Origin of the sequence: Pantoea rodasii, from assembly GCF_002095465.1 — a bacterium.
GTDB lineage: Bacteria > Pseudomonadota > Gammaproteobacteria > Enterobacterales > Enterobacteriaceae > Pantoea > Pantoea rodasii.
The window spans coordinates 39,407-56,349 of record NZ_MLFP01000008.1 but is presented as its reverse complement, the minus strand read 5'-3'; the positions used below and the strand labels follow the sequence as shown (position 1 = coordinate 56,349).

At 49.8% G+C, this 16,943-nt stretch carries 15 protein-coding genes and 2 pseudogenes; 5 read left to right on the top strand and 12 right to left on the bottom strand.

Annotation, left to right across the window (positions count from 1 at the left end; all coding sequences use genetic code 11):
• The first annotated feature begins 995 nt into the window (after nucleotides 1-995).
• On the top strand, nucleotides 996-1,436 hold the full coding sequence (locus tag HA45_RS28140) for an NADPH-dependent FMN reductase (RefSeq protein WP_338064376.1): 441 nt from the start codon (nucleotides 996-998) through the stop codon (nucleotides 1,434-1,436).
• Nucleotides 1,437-1,645: 209 nt separating this feature from the next.
• A complete protein-coding gene (locus tag HA45_RS12455) occupies nucleotides 1,646-2,176 on the top strand; it encodes a GNAT family N-acetyltransferase (RefSeq protein WP_100703028.1) in 531 nt (176 codons plus the stop codon).
• A gap of 111 nt (nucleotides 2,177-2,287) precedes the next feature.
• Here the strand turns inward: HA45_RS12455 and HA45_RS12450 are convergent, their stop codons facing one another.
• Nucleotides 2,288-3,022, bottom strand: coding sequence for a metallophosphoesterase family protein (locus tag HA45_RS12450; protein WP_100703027.1), 735 nt, complete (start codon nucleotides 3,020-3,022; stop codon nucleotides 2,288-2,290).
• 245 nt (nucleotides 3,023-3,267) lie between these two features.
• On the opposite strand from HA45_RS12450, the gene HA45_RS12445 reads away from it, so the two are divergent.
• Nucleotides 3,268-4,008, top strand: a complete 741-nt coding sequence (locus HA45_RS12445) for an SDR family oxidoreductase (protein WP_100703026.1) — start codon at nucleotides 3,268-3,270, stop codon at nucleotides 4,006-4,008.
• A 162-nt stretch (nucleotides 4,009-4,170) separates the two neighbouring features.
• Here HA45_RS12445 and HA45_RS12440 read toward each other — a convergent pair.
• From HA45_RS12440 to HA45_RS12390, 11 genes and pseudogenes are all read right to left on the bottom strand, one after another.
• Nucleotides 4,171-4,607, bottom strand: a pseudogene (locus HA45_RS12440) (VOC family protein).
• A 219-nt stretch (nucleotides 4,608-4,826) separates the two neighbouring features.
• Nucleotides 4,827-5,120: a hypothetical protein gene (locus tag HA45_RS12435; RefSeq protein ID WP_240629255.1), complete on the bottom strand. Its 294-nt coding sequence runs from the start codon at nucleotides 5,118-5,120 to the stop codon at nucleotides 4,827-4,829.
• Between the two features lie 98 nt (nucleotides 5,121-5,218).
• Nucleotides 5,219-8,079, bottom strand: a pseudogene (locus tag HA45_RS12430) (conjugative transfer ATPase).
• Nucleotides 8,079-8,495: a TIGR03751 family conjugal transfer lipoprotein gene (locus tag HA45_RS12425; RefSeq protein WP_100703022.1), complete on the bottom strand. Its 417-nt coding sequence runs from the start codon at nucleotides 8,493-8,495 to the stop codon at nucleotides 8,079-8,081. Before HA45_RS12425 ends, HA45_RS12430 begins: the two are co-directional and overlap by 1 nt.
• Before the next feature lie 12 nt (nucleotides 8,496-8,507).
• Nucleotides 8,508-10,043 (bottom strand): TIGR03752 family integrating conjugative element protein, encoded by a 1,536-nt coding sequence (locus tag HA45_RS12420; RefSeq protein ID WP_100703021.1) that lies wholly within the window; start codon nucleotides 10,041-10,043, stop codon nucleotides 8,508-8,510.
• The gene (locus tag HA45_RS12415) at nucleotides 10,033-10,953 is read right to left on the bottom strand and encodes a TIGR03749 family integrating conjugative element protein (RefSeq protein ID WP_100703020.1); all 921 of its coding nucleotides are present in this window, start codon (nucleotides 10,951-10,953) and stop codon (nucleotides 10,033-10,035) included. The genes HA45_RS12420 and HA45_RS12415 overlap by 11 nt, the downstream gene beginning before the upstream one ends.
• Nucleotides 10,953-11,609 carry a PFL_4703 family integrating conjugative element protein gene (locus HA45_RS12410; protein ID WP_100703019.1) on the bottom strand — a complete coding sequence of 219 codons (657 nt, stop codon included), beginning with the start codon at nucleotides 11,607-11,609 and terminating at the stop codon, nucleotides 10,953-10,955. Before HA45_RS12410 ends, HA45_RS12415 begins: the two co-directional genes overlap by 1 nt.
• Nucleotides 11,606-11,971 carry a TIGR03750 family conjugal transfer protein gene (locus HA45_RS12405; protein WP_100703018.1) on the bottom strand — a complete coding sequence of 122 codons (366 nt, stop codon included), beginning with the start codon at nucleotides 11,969-11,971 and terminating at the stop codon, nucleotides 11,606-11,608. Before HA45_RS12405 ends, HA45_RS12410 begins: the two co-directional genes overlap by 4 nt.
• Nucleotides 11,972-11,982: 11 nt before the next feature.
• Nucleotides 11,983-12,372, bottom strand: coding sequence for a TIGR03745 family integrating conjugative element membrane protein (locus tag HA45_RS12400; protein WP_100703017.1), 390 nt, complete (start codon nucleotides 12,370-12,372; stop codon nucleotides 11,983-11,985).
• Between the two features lie 32 nt (nucleotides 12,373-12,404).
• Entirely contained in the window at nucleotides 12,405-12,647 is a 243-nt protein-coding gene (locus tag HA45_RS12395; RefSeq protein WP_100703016.1) for a TIGR03758 family integrating conjugative element protein, read from the bottom strand.
• On the bottom strand, nucleotides 12,647-12,982 hold the full coding sequence (locus tag HA45_RS12390; RefSeq protein WP_100703015.1) for an integrative conjugative element protein, RAQPRD family: 336 nt from the start codon (nucleotides 12,980-12,982) through the stop codon (nucleotides 12,647-12,649). Before HA45_RS12390 ends, HA45_RS12395 begins: the two co-directional genes overlap by 1 nt.
• 726 nt (nucleotides 12,983-13,708) lie before the next feature.
• On the opposite strand from HA45_RS12390, the gene HA45_RS28135 reads away from it, so the two are divergent.
• Entirely contained in the window at nucleotides 13,709-14,290 is a 582-nt protein-coding gene (locus tag HA45_RS28135) for a hypothetical protein (protein WP_244563434.1), read from the top strand.
• Nucleotides 14,291-14,309: 19 nt separating this feature from the next.
• Entirely contained in the window at nucleotides 14,310-16,823 is a 2,514-nt protein-coding gene (locus HA45_RS12385) for a hypothetical protein (protein ID WP_244563433.1), read from the top strand.
• The last annotated feature ends 120 nt before the right edge of the window (nucleotides 16,824-16,943 follow it).

Below are 16,943 nucleotides of genomic sequence, written 5' to 3'. Positions count from 1 at the left end.
AATTTCTCCGGGTTCTCCTCTGCTGGTGATTAAGGGGTGTTAACCTTCAATTCCAGACACTCCTGGCACTGATCAACTTCAGGGTAACGCTGCCTGGCTATTACCATAGCCTGAGAATAACCGTAACACGTCCCAAAAAATTTTTTTTCATTTTCCCGGAGATTTTTGCAACCTTTTCGGTGGACTACCATCCCCAGGAATGAATTATTACAAACATAATAATAATCCGGCTTCATTTTATCTTCCTTAAATATTCAACTCATAAAATACGCATTCAAATATTTTTTTAAGTGGGAATATCCTACTCCCCTGTAACTTAAAGCGCAACCTGCTAATAATTGTATGTTTCCTGAAGAAAACCCCATGACAAAATATCTAATTGTGAGCTCCACCCCTGCTTTCTGAAATGTAATCGCAATAGACACCTTATAAATACAAGACTGTTAACTATTTTCAGGTCCGATTAAAAGTAGTGAAATCAATCATTTCATATCACCACCAGGAATATATTATTACTCCTTTTAATTGATAGCTACCAACCTACATCAGTCTGATTGTCAGTCAGATCTGTATCAGTAATGGAATTTGAAAGATACATGGCATTGTTACGGGCTGAAACAGATGACACGGGGGATCCGTCTTAAGTAATCCAACTGATAATAATGGATAGGCATTCTCTAAAAGTTATGGGCAGGTGGCAGGAAGTTGCATAGTTACCACTGGCATTAATGCATTATGTTCAGAGGGTTTCCGTAAACATGTCATAGTTTCTTGTGGATAGCTCAAAGCTTAGTCTGTGGAAGAGACAGAAAATCCCCGGTCATCAAACTGGCGTGGGCAGACAATATAAAAATTCAGGACGCATTAGGATGTTTAAGGTAAAACATGTATTGGGCGTATCCGGCAGTCTTCGAACTGCTTCGCTGAATACCGTCTTTTTACGGGCTATGTCTATACTTTGTCCTGTGGGAATCACATTTGAAATATAAAACTCCCTGGATAAAATCCCTTTCTTTAATGTTGATGATGAACCTAATCCGGGGCCTGCGGTTGACCACTGGAGACACGCGATTTCCCGGTCAGATCTGGTGTTATTAGCCAGCCCGGAATATGCCCATGGTGTCACCGGCGTCATAAAAAATGCGCTTGACTGGATTGTAAGCAGCGGGGAATTACTGAATAAGCCGCTGTCATTGCCTAACTTGTCTGTCCGATCCAATCTGGCACACTCTCAGCTTTCAGAAACATTACTCGTCATGGGCGCAGCGCTGACTGAAGAGTGCTGCCCCAGAGCAACGCTTGATGCGCCTTACACACTTCCTGATGCGACAGAATTTTCTCTGATTGAAAACGCAGACATATGCTCAAGAATTAATGGACTATGGAGAAACATCGATTTGGTAATCACAAACACCAGGGGAATATCTAATGTTTAAAAAAGGAGAGTCATTTATTCTCATACTGACAGTGATTGCGCACCCACTTCAGTTGTCTGTCCTCAGCTGCTTTTTACGTCCAGCATAGGGACTGGCCCGTGCCAAATGCGGATGTTGCAACTGGTGCATCGTCTTTATATTTATCAATTAGTTAAGCCCTGGGAGGCCACTCGCCTTAACGGGGATTCACGCTGGGAAAGGAAATTATTATGCATGACATATCTTCTGTCAGGCTTGATTATCGCAGTCTGGAACGCAGCGACTGGGAGTTCTTTAAGGCCTTAAATCAGAATCGCCATGTGATGCATTTTATTAGCGATCCTCGCACTGATGATGAAATCAGGATTCAGTCTTTCGAGAAACGTTTGCAAACCTGGCATAAGGGAAGCGAACACTGGTTATGCCTTGTTATAAGTCAAAAGAGCACCGGTTTACCTCTTGGTGTAACTGGCTTCATTGAGCGTAGCGAAGGCATCGCAGAAGTAGGTTTCATCCTCGGCGCAGAATTTCAGGGTCAGGGGTTTGGCTATGAATCTCTGATAGATATTACTCGTTTCGCCTTCAATACCCATAATTATCGAAAGTTAACAGCCACAGTTACATCAGGGAATGAGGCATCACGCAGGACATTGTTAAAGGGCGGATTTAAACAGGAGGGTACGCTAAGGAAAAATTATTTCCTGCATGGGCGTTGGCAAGATGACTGGATTTTTGGGTTGTTGAGAGAAGAATTCAGGTAGTCCGATCATCGCTTATAGCAGACCGGACGCTGTTAATTCAGGGTGCTTTCTGCCGGGTGTTGACGTAGATATAGCGATGAATTTAATGGCAGTGAAAATGCTGCGCAGGTTCTACATTCGACCTGTCCTGAGAGCATTTACCCAATCGGGCCGATTATTTTCGAACGCAACTGAGGCGGCCGACTCCCAGTCATAATCAATCGTCATAAATTCCACATCCCATTCTCCATTTTGACGCTCCACGATTGCATAACGCGCATGGGGCGAACCACTTTCCATCACATGTGAGCGGGGCTTATCATCATCATATGCCTGAAGCCCCACGCTGCCGGGGTTAACGATAAGGCGACCGTCAGCCAGGCGCAACTGCCGGGGAATATGCGTGTGCCCGCAAAGTATCAAAGATGCGCTTCTGTCAGCCACAAGCGATAACACACGCGCTTCAGATGACGGTCGCACACCTGTAGCAGTAACTTCTTCGAGAAGATAAATGCGGTCATCCCCCGGTACTCCGTGCACCATTAAAACGTCATCACTAATGGTCAGCTCTGCCGGCAGGTTTTTAAGCCAGTGCCAGTGCTGTGCGCGAAGGTGCTCAAAAGCATGCCTGTCGGACAGGCTCATGCTTGAAACATCCTGCTCAAGCAGTTGCCGTTCGTGATTTCCTCTAATAGTCGGAATATCGAGAGGCATGAGCCTGTCTGCAGTTTCTGCCGGAAATAGCCCTCCTGAAACGATATCTCCTAAGTTCAGGATTAGATCGACACTCTGAGCCTGTATGTCTGCCAAAACGGCGTTTAGCGCCGGAAGGTTCCCATGGATGTCTGATATTACTGCCAGCTTCATACTGACTTTCCTATACTGTATGACTCATATGCCAGCCATAGCGGCCTGCAACCAAGAGAAGATGTTATACAGTTTCAACAGATATTAGAGAATAAGAGCAAATCTATCGCTCCAGGGATATCAGTCAAGTGCCAGAAGCAGTAGTTTAATCAGCAATGCCTTAATTGCGTAATGAAATAGATGACGAACAGTGTTTTGATTACGTAAGGTAAATGCTCATTCCTCAGCCAACAAAAGGACTAAGCATGGGCAGATTTCAGGGTAAACGTATACTGATCACCGGTGGTACTAGTTGCATGGGGCTGGCAGGCGCGCAGCGCATTATCACTGAAGGTGGTGATGTAGCTATTACAGGACTGAGCGAAGAAAGACTGGAACGCGCCCGAACTCTGTTGCCTAAAACATCGCTTATTTTGAAAAGTGATTCTGCAAGCGAAGTTGACATCAATACGTTAAAGCAAGCTATTAGCGATTGGGGTTCACTTGATGGATTATGGCTCAATGCTGGCTTCGCGGAGGTCAGCTCTCCGGAAGCTGTAACGGCGGATTCTTTTAATCGCATGATGAACGCAAATGTACGCGGCCCAATGCTGCAGCTTGCCGCCCTATCAAAATCACTTAATTCAGGTGCATCCGTTCTGGTTACTTCGTCCTCTTCAACTTACGAAGGTGCTGCTATGACAAGCCTGTATGCAGCGACGAAAGGCGCCGTTATCGCAATGGTCAAAAGCTGGGCATCTGCTCTGGCCGAACGTAGCATTCGCGCCAACACTTTGGTACCGGGCCCAATTGAAACTAATTTCAGGCACTTTATGCCAGTGGAATCGCGTCAGCAGTTTGAAGATTTCGTGGTAAGCCAGGTTCCTTTAGGTCGCGCAGGCACAGCAGAAGAAGCCGCTGCGGTTGCACTCTTTCTCCTGTCCGATGACGCATCCTATGTTACTGGCGGCCAGTATGCTGTAGACGGCGGGCTGGTACATTACTGATGCGTCTATAAGGAATTATTAAATCTATCGAGTAGATTTAATAAAGTTTGCAGTTCGCTCATAGCGGATCTTGTCTGTTGTAGATGTCCGCTCTGTGCCAAAAGCGGACTTTGCAAACATCTCTGTTTTAATTAGAGGATAACAGGTCATGATATGTGGGCCTCATTGACTCCGTTCCATCAATTCAAGCGTCTGACCATCAGGGCTTTGTAAATATATTACTCTGGTTCCCTGCATGGGGCCTGACAATACTGTCTGAGGTTTACCCGGCGTCTTCCAGCCGTAATCCGATACTTTGCCCAAGAGCGTATCAAGATCCTCTACATTAAAAGCAAGGTGAGCGTAGCCTGGGATATAGGGCGCTGAAGGTTCTTCTGGCTGCTCAATATTATTGTATTGTAGTAATTCAATTCGAATATCAGCCAGTTCAAGCAAAGCCATTCGTACATCAGCTCCCCTTGCACCTGTTACCTCATCGATTATAGGTCCGGACATTTTCCCTTCACGTAATAATTTACCTCCAAGAATCTGAGTCCAAAAAATAATGAGTCTTCAATGTTTTTAACTGAAAAACCAACGTGATTAACATTTAAGATCATGCAATTACCTGCTGAGTTTTGAAAGTTCATTATCCAACCATATAGAAATCCTGCTTTATTTCTACACGATAAATGCGCGACCGTTTTACAAGCCTGCATCTTTTATCGATAAATTGCGAATGACTATATTTCGCTCATAGCGGGCATTGTTACAGACGGTTTCTCGGTCATTAAGCGTAAAAAACCGGCCAAAGGGCCGGTTACATGCTGACTTTGATCTCAGTCAGGAAAAATATTGTTGATCCAAAGCGTCAGGAAAACCATATCAGCCGCGTCAGGTACGTTTACATGCCAGCGTGGAGAATCAAATTCATTATCCAGCGGGAGTCCAGCGCGGCCTTCCTGCGTCAGCAGAATGTCCGCACGTTTGCCCCTGCTGTCTTCAAGATGAACCGACACGCAGCTGCTTTTGCCGATACGATGTGGGTTACAGGTGATCGTTACCGGCGATTGCAGCCTTGACCTCAGCGCGTTCTCCACTGCTGCCAGTCGCTCTGCCGTCGTTGCCGTCATCGCGGGCTCCCCCTGCGGATGCAGTCTGAATATCACAGGGGTTGGCGTTTCGTCCGGCGCAGGGCGCTGGGTCAGAGGTTGCGCATACTTAAGCTTAATCATGCGGTCAGCATCTCTCTCTTTTCGTTGTGTTCGTCCATCCCGGCGGCATCTTCCGTCATCAATCCACGAAGACGATCCAGTTTTTTCGCTACGAGAATTGCAGCATCCAGCTCAGAACAGTTATGTTTACGCATCAGTGCTTTACGTTCGGCCTTCTCTTCTTTCTCCGTCATCCCGAGCGCGAGGTAAAGGCTGGGCGGAACAGCGCGAAACAGCGCTTCAATTTTCTTCGAGAGCACCACGCCTTCGGTATAGCACCGCGACAGCTTACTGGCGGAAAGCAGCACGGCTTTTTGCTCTTCTGAAAGCGTCCGGAAGCGGGCAATATCCTCCACCTCTTTTTTCGGCATCGTCAGGCAGATCCACCATTCCGCCATATTCAGCATCTTGCCAGCGGCGTTCGGGTAATCCTCAAGGTTCTGCGTGGCAAGCCATAGCCATGCGCCAAGCTTACGCCACATTTTAACCACTTTGGTCATATAGGGGGCGAGAAGTGGGTTAACCGTTACAACGTGGGCTTCATCCACGGTAAAAACAATATCGCGCTCAAGGTACTGGTCCCGTTCGGCAATGTTGTTGATGGTGTTGGTCAGCGACACCATCGTTAGCGCCATCTGCGCCTCGTACCCCTCACGGGCAAGGTGCGCCAGGTCAATCAGCGTAACGTCAGCCTCCGGCCACAGAGAACCCTCCTGATTAAAGAGCTCAGCCTCAAAGCTCCCCTGCTGCGTAAACATGCCCAGGGATTCCGCCATTTCAGCCGCTTTCGCCCGGCGGGTTTCGTTACGCACCTGCCCGTTGCCGCTTTCAGTCTCCAGTGAAATGGCGTTTAGCGCATTCTGCAGGTCACCCGGCAGCATCTGGCGGCCTTCATCCAGAGTTATACGCGCGGCCATAATCAGCGCTTCGCGGATCATGGCGCGGTCGGCACGTTTCAGCGCGGCGTCTTCTTTCGGGTCGCCGCCGGTGATCATCATTCGGGCAGAAATTTCCATCTCGCCCAGAATGTCGCGCTTACCGTTCTCATCATCATCCGGGTCGTCTTCAATGTCCGGCAGTTCACTCTCATCAATTGCCGGGGCGGGCGCGTCGCCGTCAAACAGCTTATGCGCATCAGCGAAGGGGGGCAGCGATACGCCGCTGCCGGGTTTGACGCTGACCTTGTTAACCGTAAGGCCCAGACTTTCAAAGTAGTCAGCGGTCAGTCCGAAACTGTTACCAGCCTCCGCGATGAACAGGCGCGGACGGTGAACAGCCATCAGCTGACATAGCATCGAGCAGAGCGTGGCGGATTTACCTGCGCCGGTCGGTCCGAACAGCAGCATGTGCGCGTTCTGAGAGCGGTCATCCTTGTTCAGGGGATCAAAGTCCAGCACGTCGCCGCCACGGTTGAAAAAGCTGAATCCGGCATTGCCGGTCCCGGTTTCGCGGCCGGTGACGGGCAGCAGCCCGGCAAGGTGCTGAACCCACGTCAGGCGGGTATACCAGTTTTTCCTGTCATGCTGCGGGTTAAAGCACATAGGCAGCGCCCGCAGCCAGGTGTTAAGCGGGCCGGTTTCATGTTCAGCGCGCACAGGCTGCAGCCCTTCGTTCAGCAGTACGGTGCTGAGCTCGATGCGCTTTCGATTCATTTCGGACATGTCTTTTGCGCGGAGGATAAAGGTGATTGCCGCGCGATACAGTTTGTGGCGGTTCCCCAGCAGCTCCTTGACCGCAGCGACGTCCTGACGGACGCGGCCCGATTCGGTATTCTCGCCGATGGCGTTTTTCGCCAGGCGGTTAAACTTCTCTTCCAGCGTGTCCTGCGGCTCTGCAACGACCGTCATGCACAGCATGGTGCCTTCGGGGAACGTGTCCATCAGCGCGTTAATTTTCTTTTCACCCCGGCTCTTTTCGCCGGTGAGCGTGCCGGGCTCAGGCGGTTTACGCAGGCGCTCTACGGAAATGGCTGAATGGGCAATGTTATCCAGCCACCACACCCCGTTTTCAACGTCAGAACGTGGCGGCGTGAACAGCAGGGTTTCGGCAAAATCATTCTCTACAGGTATCATGCCTGCAGGCGTGTCGCGGCTGTCTTCATAGGCCGCCGCGCGGTAAAACGCTTCTTTATTCATGCCCTCGGGCGCAGGATTAAACATCCGCAGCAGCCAGGCGTGAACCTGCAGGCCATTCTGGCGCGTGCAGTAGATGTTGACGCTGGAAAAGGCACTGCAGAGGCGCTCGCACGCCTGATTCAGCATGCCGATGGGTGACATCAAATCAACGCTGTTTTTGTCGCCCAGCGGTAGATAACCATGCGCGTGCGTCGCTGCTGCCCGCGCCACGGCTGGCCGGTTATCAGCTTGTCTTCAAAGAGACCTTCAGGACGCGCAATCCCGCGCATATGCTGTTCTGTTTCCCTGAGCCACGCCTCGGTAAACTCGCTGCCCTGCGCGTGCGGCCTTACGTAGCCGCGCAGACGGTCAAGGTAGGCATCCACGTTATTTTCATCCTGACAGTAGAACTGAACGATCCACGGATTGCTCGCCAGGTCGTCAAAGCTGTCCTGCAGCGCATCTTCCACCACGTCGCGGATCTGCTCCAGGCGATCGTCAGGACGGCCTTCGGTTGCCGCCGGCGCCACTTCATAGACGGCACCTACGGAGATTCCATCATCAAGCAGCAGGCACTGCTCCTCATCCAGAAACTCTGCCCACGGCAGATAATCAACGATGGACGGATTATGCGAGTAAACGCGTTTTTCATCGGCCTGAGACATTTTACCGGGACGGGCAACGGGCTCCGGACCGGCCTGCTCAGAAACGTCAGATAAGTGGCGGTTTTTTTCAGGAGATTTCCCTTTAAAGAGTCCGAACATTACAGCGCCTCCGTACGTTCGCCAGGCATGGCGTACTGCGTCTGGTCATAGAAGGGGAAAACGGTGCTGTAACCGGGCACGGGAGTGTTTCCGTGTGCGAGATGAGGGAACACGTACATCACCATGTCAGGATTAGGCAGTCGCGGGAACTGCTGGCTGATTTCGGACTCCTGCGTGCGGCTGTAGCTGTTATCGTCGCTCAGTGCGGCCTGCTGCTCGCTGTCAGAAAGGCCACGGCGCAGCGTGCTGCGGGCTTCACTGCCGCGCGAGACGCCTGATTCACCGTCGGTACCTTTCCACAGCTCCAGCATGTTGCTGTAACCCGGCGGCAGCATTTCATCTTTGTTAGTGGAGCAGCCGGCAAGCGCGCTGGCTGCAATAATCATGAAAATCCCGAATTTTGCAGTAATACTCATGGTCACTTATCCTCAGTCCAGTCCGCCAGTGCTGCCGTCTTCGCCCGGCAGGGTGAAGTCGTAACGCACCCTGCGGCCCTCATCTTCGTAGTCGATCGCCAGCTCTCGAGTAATGTGTACGGCAAGTTTTGCCCCCGGCTGTACGTAGATAGCATCAAAAGTCTGCCCGTAGCGCTGTTTAACCCACTCGGAAATTTCATCAGAACTGCCTGAAATCGCCTTGCCCAGAACGGCCTGCCCGGCATCGCCGGTGAGCGTAGAGGTCACGCCGCCGTAGGCGTTGGTCTGGCTTGTCGTCTGATTCTGGCTGATGGCGTCACCCGCAGCCCCAGCGGCACCCAGCAGTCCGATCGTTGGCAGATAGCTTGAGGCATTAGACTTGCGCGTGCCGGAGATGCAGGGGATCCCGTTTTCATCAGAAATCCAGCCGATGCCGCCACTGGTGCCGGTCTCTTTGCCGCCGTTCTGATTGCTGTTATTGCCGGCTTTGCCGCTGCGGTCCGGCTTCGGCAGAGTACGTACGGTGCCGTCAGTGAACACAAAGGTGACGCTGTTGACCTGACCACGCACGCAGGACAGGGTCCAGTCGCCTGAGGCGGTGCCGGAGACGATCGCGCCCTCGACGTCCGGCAGCTCGATGCCGTTGGCCGTCAGGTTGTCTTTACCAATGAGCACCTTAAAGGGATAAGGGTCGGTTACGGTGCCGTTGATCGGCACGCGGCCGAGCAGTGCCGTCATGGCGCGGCTGCCAATCAGCGTGGAGTTCTCCGGCAGCGTATACACCGGTTCGGCTTCCTCTTCTGCGCCTTTTTCAGCGGTTGAACCCTTTACCTGTTGTTCATAGCTACCTTTTTGCTTCGTCAGCGCGTTTTCACTGAGAAACGACGTCGGGAACTGTGAACTGCCGGCGCTGCTGTCCAACGCGCCATTTTTCTGCGCTGAGGGCGTGGAGGGGCGGTCCTGGGGCGTGATCCACATCAGGCCATCACTGCCGGAGGCCGGGGCATTGCCACCGCCGGCACCCATGCCGTCGAGACCAAGACCCAGCGGGATATCGCTGTCAGACTCTTTTGCCTTGTCTGCAATACCCTTACCGGCATTCTGCAGTTTATTCGTCAGCTCGTTGATTTTTGACGTAAGGACGTTCTGCTGCTGGCGCATCTGGCTTTCACGCTCGTGATAGCTTTTCTCCACGCCCTGAACCGCTTCATTAACCTGGCCGGAAACGTTGGTATTGCGCTCCCGCAGCTTTTCATTTTCATCCAGCAGCCTGGCATTCTGCTTGTTAAGAGAATCCTGCTGCTGACGAACGGCGTTTAGCGAGCCCACGATGGTTTTCAGCGTATCCTGTGGCGTGTCGCCCTCTATGCCGAGCGCTTTGAGCTCCTGCGGAGACAGGTTTTTCAGCGCGTCGTCTGTCTGTGCATGTGCAGCCTGCGTGGCGGGCTCCTGCGGCTTGCTGTTGTAACTTTTCACCGCAATGAATCCGCCGCCAACCAGAATGGCCGGAACCAGCACTTTAACCAGTCCGTTTGACTTAATTTTCATAGCGGATCACCTTCTGGGCAGGGCGGGTAGCAGCCTTGTGCGCGACGGAGGGCTCACGTACAAAAGCGTCATCAGGACGACCGGCGGTGACCAGGTACAGCGTGGTGGTGTCTTCGGGCGTGCCGGCGGCACCCACCCAGCGGTGCTGGAAGGTGGCCGTGACAAACCGGCCCTGCAGTTCACGTGGATCGAGCACGACCTTCTGTGACGAGCTATTGCGGATCCTCAGCGCAATGACGGTGCGACCGGCCACGCCCCAGCCCGCTACCGGTGACACGGTCACAGGAGCCGAGGGATATAACGTCGTAATGCGTGATGGCAGGTGCGGATTAACGGGATGAATGCCCGGCACGGCTTCAACTGTTCGCACCGGCGCATACAGATTCTGAGCTGCGTAGCGCGTCAGCAGTACCGGAACAGGAGCCTTATAGCTCACTTTTTTACGCTTCGTCTGCGTACTGTTGCTGTCGCTGTCAGCTTTCTCTCCAGTGCCGGCGGCTGCACTGCTGAGGGTGCTGACGTCTCCGCTGTAAACAATTTTAACCGGTTCGGCTGATGCGGTGGCCGTCGTACGAACGTCCAGCAGAATAACCTCACCGCTTTCCATATCCTGCAGCTGCAGGCGAGTCTGAGGAAAATCACTGTCAGCTTTGAGATAGACCGCGCCGCCGGTGCTCTGTATGCGCAATTTTCCATTTAGTGCCGGCGGGAAACCCACGCGCACATTTTTATCAACGAAAATCACGCGTTCCTGACCCGTTTTAAGGGGAATTTGCAGCGGCACGCGCTCCCATTTCATCAGTTCGTCCGCTTGCACCGGTGCGGAAAGCATCACTGCGACCGGCAGCAGCGACAGTGACAGCGCCATAAGGCATGCACGCGATCCTGAGTTAAAAGATGGATTCAACATCAGAACATCCCCTTCCTTTCTGGTTTCTGCTGTTCAGGCGCGGCGGAAAGACGCTGCGGGATGCCTTCATAGCAGTCCAGCGCCATGCCAAATGGATTAGATTCAGAGTCGCCGTCCCAGCGCACGACTTTTAACGGATAGCGCACCATCGCGCGTTTAACCGGCTCGGTGAGGTAGTACTCGTCGGCAACAAGATCGAGTTTCACCACCCAGTTATCACGATCGATGACCTTCACGCTGTCACCTGAATAACCACGTCCGGGAATTTCGTAAACGACGCGCACACGGTCGGTTAACTCGTTTTTTTCACCGCGAACCTTTGAATCCTCCTCAAGAAACGCCTTGCACTGTGGCGTCAGGTAAGCTGAAAGCGACTGAATGCGTGCGGGATAGTCCACTTTGCCGTTTTTGGGCCAGGCGTTCAGCTGCTGGAAAATGTAATAGGTAAAGCCGTACACGGTCGGAGGCGGGATTTCCCACCACGGGCGCGTGCTGCCCTTACGCAAATCAGGCGGGTTATGGATGGTCAGCTTTTCAGGTGCCCGCATCCAGCCCCCCATAGCGGTAACCAGTAACAGCAGCAATACGACACAGGTCGCCCGCAGGGTAAAAATATGCTGATCGCGGCCCTTAACCGCGTGGCGAAAACGACTCATCTGGTACTCCTGAGGGTTTTGCTGCGTCGCAGGGACCAGCCCTGCGAGTCAATAATTAATCTCGGATCGCCCAGCCCCATGCGGCGCTTTTTTAGATCAAACCGCTGCCAGAGAAAATTCTCGGGTTTGCCACGTTTTTTGCTACTGAGCCACCGGCCACCAAATGCGATCAGGACGAGTGGGAAAAGCAGCGTTACCGTGGGCACAATCAGCCAGCTGAAGAACAGGAGCAGAGGCAGAGACAGAATGAAGCCAACCGCAACCCCGATTAGCGCCGCAAGCCCTAACTCGGGGGTGGTAAACCCCCGAAACACCACAGGCTCAGCATTCAGGCGATCCGGTAAAAACCTGATGGTCGCCAATGTGAAGCTCCTTATCCGATGATGCCGGCAGACTTGCCCAGCAGCCAGATGATGGCAACCAGAAGCGCGACGCCAACAACTACAATCGAACCAAATTTGACCCATGTGGCGCGTTCATTACGCACTTCATTGAAAGTAACGAGGCAGTTCTGAGCAACCATAAAAAACGCAACCGAGCAAAGGACAAGTCCACCCAGAACCAAACCATCCTGAATATAACCTGTCAGCTGACCATTAAGGCCGGTACCGGAACCACTTGAAGTGGGGGCTTCAACAGTTGGCAGATCTGCGAAGGCCGGTTTCACAGACAACCAGCCGAACAGGACCAGTGCCAGAGCGCGGGCATAAAAAGACTTAGCTTTAACAACTGAGCGGGATACAACAGAAGCAAATTTAGACATGATTTCACCTGTATTAAGGGGTTGATTAAGGTTTAACTACCAAACATCCAGATACTTACAACTAACAATAAAACTGAGCGGACAATGGCTCTGCCCAACGCACCGTCCTTGAGGCGCTGATTTGCCCAGCCCGAGTAAACGTCAACGATTGCCCAGGCAGCCCACCAGAACATGAAGCCGAACAGAAACCCGAGGCAAAGAAGATGCAGACCTGATGGATCCAGATTTCCGGAGGCAGATTTGAATGCAGCGATCTGAGCAGCGGTCATCGCCATCAGGGATGCTCCCGGCGGTAATTTCCGGCAACGCCCGTCAAATCACGGGGCTGAGCACGCGCGGGTTCCATATAGCGGTCAATGCCGGTGCTGATATTTTTCAGGTCGTCGTTTGCCCGCTGATAATCGAAGAAATAGCGGCCACGCTCCGATAGATCAGCCTGTGCTGCGGCAACCCGCGCCCGCTCCAGCGAAGCCTGAACCTGGACGATCATTCGCTGAGCGGATGCCAGCTCGTCTTTCTCAGATGCAGACGCAGGAGAGGACGCGAAAAAGGTCAGGCCCAGCACACCGCCGCATAACAGAAGTTGTGTTGCCGGACGAAGAGATTTCATATGCACCTCCAGTGGTTGTTGAGTGCGGTAAGCATGCGAAATCTGGCAGCCGGGTTCAGCCGTTAACTCTTTTTGGGAAAATAAAAATTTAGAAGCAGCTCGGAAGCTGATTGAAGGGGAGTGACGTGGAGAGAATTGATATTAATTGGTGTAGTTAATGTACGAATCTGACGCGACGCTACGCACCTTGCCTGCTGACGGCGGCACCTGAAAACAATTTCAGGTGCCGCCGTCCAGCGAAGATGAATTAAAAAAGGTTTATTCAATCAAACTAATTTTCCGCAAAAAATTCAGCTGGTCATCTTTGTAACTCAATCAAATTAGATTGGCTAATTCTGGCAAGCGCCGTACGCGCCAGCAGTTATGTATAAAAAACTTCAGCCTCATTGATTTAGTCCGCAGTACGAGCCAGTTCACCAGCGAATCAACTCTTGCCAGGATAGATGCCCAGCCACCCAATTCGAGTTCGTGCTTGAGCTTCTATAGTGATGTAAGTGCGGCCACCCTGCTGCGGTTCAAGTTATCCTGATAGGAAATCACCTTGACGTCGGCCAGCATCGCATCCCCAACCCCTTTTGTCAGTTGGAGCCTCTTGTAAATTTATCTTCCCGGAAGACATATAAAACTGAAAATCAAGAACTAATGAATCGGCAAAACTTTCACATGATTAAATTCTGATTAACAATTATTGTAAGGGATAATTTTTATCGATAGTTAGGGATATCTATGATTGGCAAACTACTGAAGAGCGTTTCATGGCAGACTAAGGAAGATGTATTTCGGGATCTGAAATTAAACCGGGACCACAAAAAACTCAGATGGAATTGGATAGAGAGGTTGCTTGTTAGTTGTTCTACCCATTACATCAAGGCTATGATTGTACTCTGGACTACTGCGGCAGGCGCCGTATGGCTGGCTGAATATTTTCGCCCTGTACTGCATCCATTCGCACGCCAGCATTTCACAGGCATTACCAATTTATCAGGATGGATGTCGAATTTACTTGGCAGCCAACTCACAATTATTGGTATCGTATTTCCGTTAGTTGTAGGCCTTATTAGCGTACTTTTCCAGAAGAAATCTGCAAGGCTACATATTCAGTCAGCCTATCAACTGCATTCCGGATACATGTTCTCCGGTCTAAGTGGTCTGTCACTTGCAGGATTTATTTTGCTAGGTGGGATGGCTTCATCTTTTGGTGATAAATATACTAATACTGCATTTGCAGTCACCGCATTTTTATGGATGCTGTTCAATATTACACTATCCATCTGGTTTTTTGTTACTAGCCTAAAATGTACTGGATGAAAGAAAAAGAGACGGACTAATGAGAAAGTATTTTCTTTCACATATTCTGATGGATGATATTCATAAATCAATGACTCGCTCTTGTCTAAGGTATCCAGGAGTCTACCTTGGTGAAAAATACCTAAAAAAAGTCTCAATCCTTCCTTATCAGGCTTATGGCAAAAATAACATGTCATATGTAAAACGCGGCATCAAAAAGAATGAGATCATTATTGATTTCTATATAAAACCCCTCAAATTTCTTCTTAAGAGACTCCGCCCTGCATCGGAGGGAAAAGTAGAGATCGTGATTTTACCTACGCATAATAACATGCCTGGTGAATTAATCTTACTGTCCTATCAGGGAGTAAAACCATCCAAATTTTGGTGCTGGCTTTACAGCCGTTGTTTCGTGACAGGTGTGCCAGAGGATTTGAATAGACAAGATGATATTACTTTCGATTTTTTTGCTGAAGCGTACGATGCACTTGATGATAAGAATATTAGCGTATTTAAAGCGGGCGTTATTCGATTAATTGAAACGTATAGCTCACTAAAAAGAGGCTTTTCACATTCAGAAGGAAACTATCTCGATACAGAAAGTGAACTTGGGAGACATCTTTCAATCAGCGCGTCTTTTCATTACGACTTGAGAAAATTTTTTCGTGAGGTGGTAAAAACGACGGAAACATCAGGTGAATATTTTCACGAATCCATGTATATCCCGTTATATGTGTATCGGAAATCAGAGGCGTCTAATTTTTCGGACTTTAAACAGTTCCTGCAGTCACTCTTTGGCGTTTGGCATGTGCTAAATGAGTGGCGAGCCGGGCTTGGAACCACCCTTTCAGCCAGTCAGGAGCAAACGCACCAGGAATTGATTCGCAATTTTATCAGCCAGTGGGAAGGGTGGAGTCTAGGGTTGATTATTGGCAAACCCGGCAGCGATGAATTTGCTGCCCGCCTCATGTACCACTTGCATCAGACTGTCCGTCTGCTGCTCCCCCCGGTGGTTGGTGATAATAATTATTCAGTGAGAAACGTCCATGACGTTCTCTGCCTCTGGTATGAGAAAAGTCGTCTTGAACGACATTGGGAGGAAGAGTATCGATGGCACAGTTTCTTTCTGACACCTGATTATTTGAATCTGCAGGAAACAGATTCACAATGGAACTTGATGCTCCGAAGTGGCTCTTACAATGAAGCAGCAGCACAAGCCATTATTTTTTCAAACGCATTGTCGGATATGCGACTGCTGATATCAGCTTATATTATTGCAAATATAGAACCACAAGAGCATGTTGATTTAGTTGATCTTGTTACTCATCTTCTAGACTCGAGATTGTATGAGGATAGAGGCACTTACGATACACTAACGCCTGCATTCAGAGATGCCACCGATATTATAGATGTTATTATAAGAACTGAGCATTATAATACTCATCATGATTCCAGTTGGTATCATGGTTTGTCAGAAACGATTGAAGTCATGAACTCATTTAATGAAAGGCCGTTGATTGCTGGGCGCATGTATTCAGGAGTTAGAGAGGATTTGGGCAGCCTCTATGGTGCCTACGCTTTACTCGCCATAAAACTTGCCAGGAAAAACGAGCAGGTTACGCATCGCGTTAACGAAGCTCTGGCTGGGGGACTATTCTCTTATTCAAGTAAGTGCAGAGTAATCATGTTACTGGAAAGGTTAAAACGGACCCATGAAGAACCCTTTGATGCATATATTATTTCCGAGGCCGACTACGCAACGAATGTAATTTTCTTTAACGGCATTCTGGATAGATATATCTCCCTGTTTAACCGCAGCAAAGAATCCGATATTATATCAGCTGAAGTTGATAAGGACCATTTCAGAAACATAGAATTAAGACTTACACAATCATTATCAGAAAGTCTTCGCGAAGATATTTTACTAGCATGTTTAAGTTTTACTACCAGTTCGAATTTTAATAAGAATTGGCAAATGGAGTATATTCCAGCAAATGTCTCTAAAGAGTATGTCTCCCTGGGACTAAATCATAATTTTCATGTAGATTTCCCCTCAGCATCTGATATCAAAAATTATATACTTCGCAAACTGCATCAATACATGTGGAAATTATCCGCAAAAGTTACTATGCAGGTCAACAGCCTTGACGCCCTGCTCAAAGATGTTAGTAACAAAACGGCTGACCAGCTGGATTACGTCCTCGTTGTTTATGGTTCCAGATTTAGTGAAGAATTCCGAGAGCTTGTTTATCTGCGGGAGAGACATATTTCACTCAGCATCACGATTGATGTGTCACCAAAAGGAGGGAACACATTACCATTAAGAATTAACAACTGCTTGATTTATATGGTTTATAACTCTCGAGTAGAGTCATCTCTATTGGTAAGAAAAGATTCTTTAGATGAACTTTGTTTGTTCCAATATCCCGACGGCACACTTTTTAATACGTACTACCATAGCGGCAGAGATCCACTTGAGGGTGTGATGACAACCCTCTGGGAAATGGATATGCGACTGACCGGAACACTGGAATCCCGATACAAACACATCTGAACCTGACTGCATCAGCCACTGACTGATAGACTATTTAACTGCGGAGGATTTTTATGTTAACTCTTGCGGATTCGATAAGTAACAGAGCTTGAATCAAGCAAAAGCCGCATGAGCGGCTTA

What these genes read in the sequence shown, in the direction of transcription:
- HA45_RS12455 (WP_100703028.1), top strand. Translation starts at nt 1,646, where the DNA reads ATGCATGACATATCTTCTGTCAGGCTTGATTATCGCAGTCTGGAACGC.
- HA45_RS12450 (WP_100703027.1), bottom strand. Translation starts at nt 3,022, where the DNA reads ATGAAGCTGGCAGTAATATCAGACATCCATGGGAACCTTCCGGCGCTA.
- HA45_RS12445 (WP_100703026.1), top strand. Translation starts at nt 3,268, where the DNA reads ATGGGCAGATTTCAGGGTAAACGTATACTGATCACCGGTGGTACTAGT.
- HA45_RS12435 (WP_240629255.1), bottom strand. Translation starts at nt 5,120, where the DNA reads ATGACGGCAACGACGGCAGAGCGACTGGCAGCAGTGGAGAACGCGCTG.
- HA45_RS12425 (WP_100703022.1), bottom strand. Translation starts at nt 8,495, where the DNA reads ATGAGTATTACTGCAAAATTCGGGATTTTCATGATTATTGCAGCCAGC.
- HA45_RS12420 (WP_100703021.1), bottom strand. Translation starts at nt 10,043, where the DNA reads ATGAAAATTAAGTCAAACGGACTGGTTAAAGTGCTGGTTCCGGCCATT.
- HA45_RS12415 (WP_100703020.1), bottom strand. Translation starts at nt 10,953, where the DNA reads ATGTTGAATCCATCTTTTAACTCAGGATCGCGTGCATGCCTTATGGCG.
- HA45_RS12410 (WP_100703019.1), bottom strand. Translation starts at nt 11,609, where the DNA reads ATGAGTCGTTTTCGCCACGCGGTTAAGGGCCGCGATCAGCATATTTTT.
- HA45_RS12400 (WP_100703017.1), bottom strand. Translation starts at nt 12,372, where the DNA reads ATGTCTAAATTTGCTTCTGTTGTATCCCGCTCAGTTGTTAAAGCTAAG.
- HA45_RS12395 (WP_100703016.1), bottom strand. Translation starts at nt 12,647, where the DNA reads ATGGCGATGACCGCTGCTCAGATCGCTGCATTCAAATCTGCCTCCGGA.
- HA45_RS12390 (WP_100703015.1), bottom strand. Translation starts at nt 12,982, where the DNA reads ATGAAATCTCTTCGTCCGGCAACACAACTTCTGTTATGCGGCGGTGTG.
- HA45_RS28135 (WP_244563434.1), top strand. Translation starts at nt 13,709, where the DNA reads ATGATTGGCAAACTACTGAAGAGCGTTTCATGGCAGACTAAGGAAGAT.
- HA45_RS12385 (WP_244563433.1), top strand. Translation starts at nt 14,310, where the DNA reads ATGAGAAAGTATTTTCTTTCACATATTCTGATGGATGATATTCATAAA.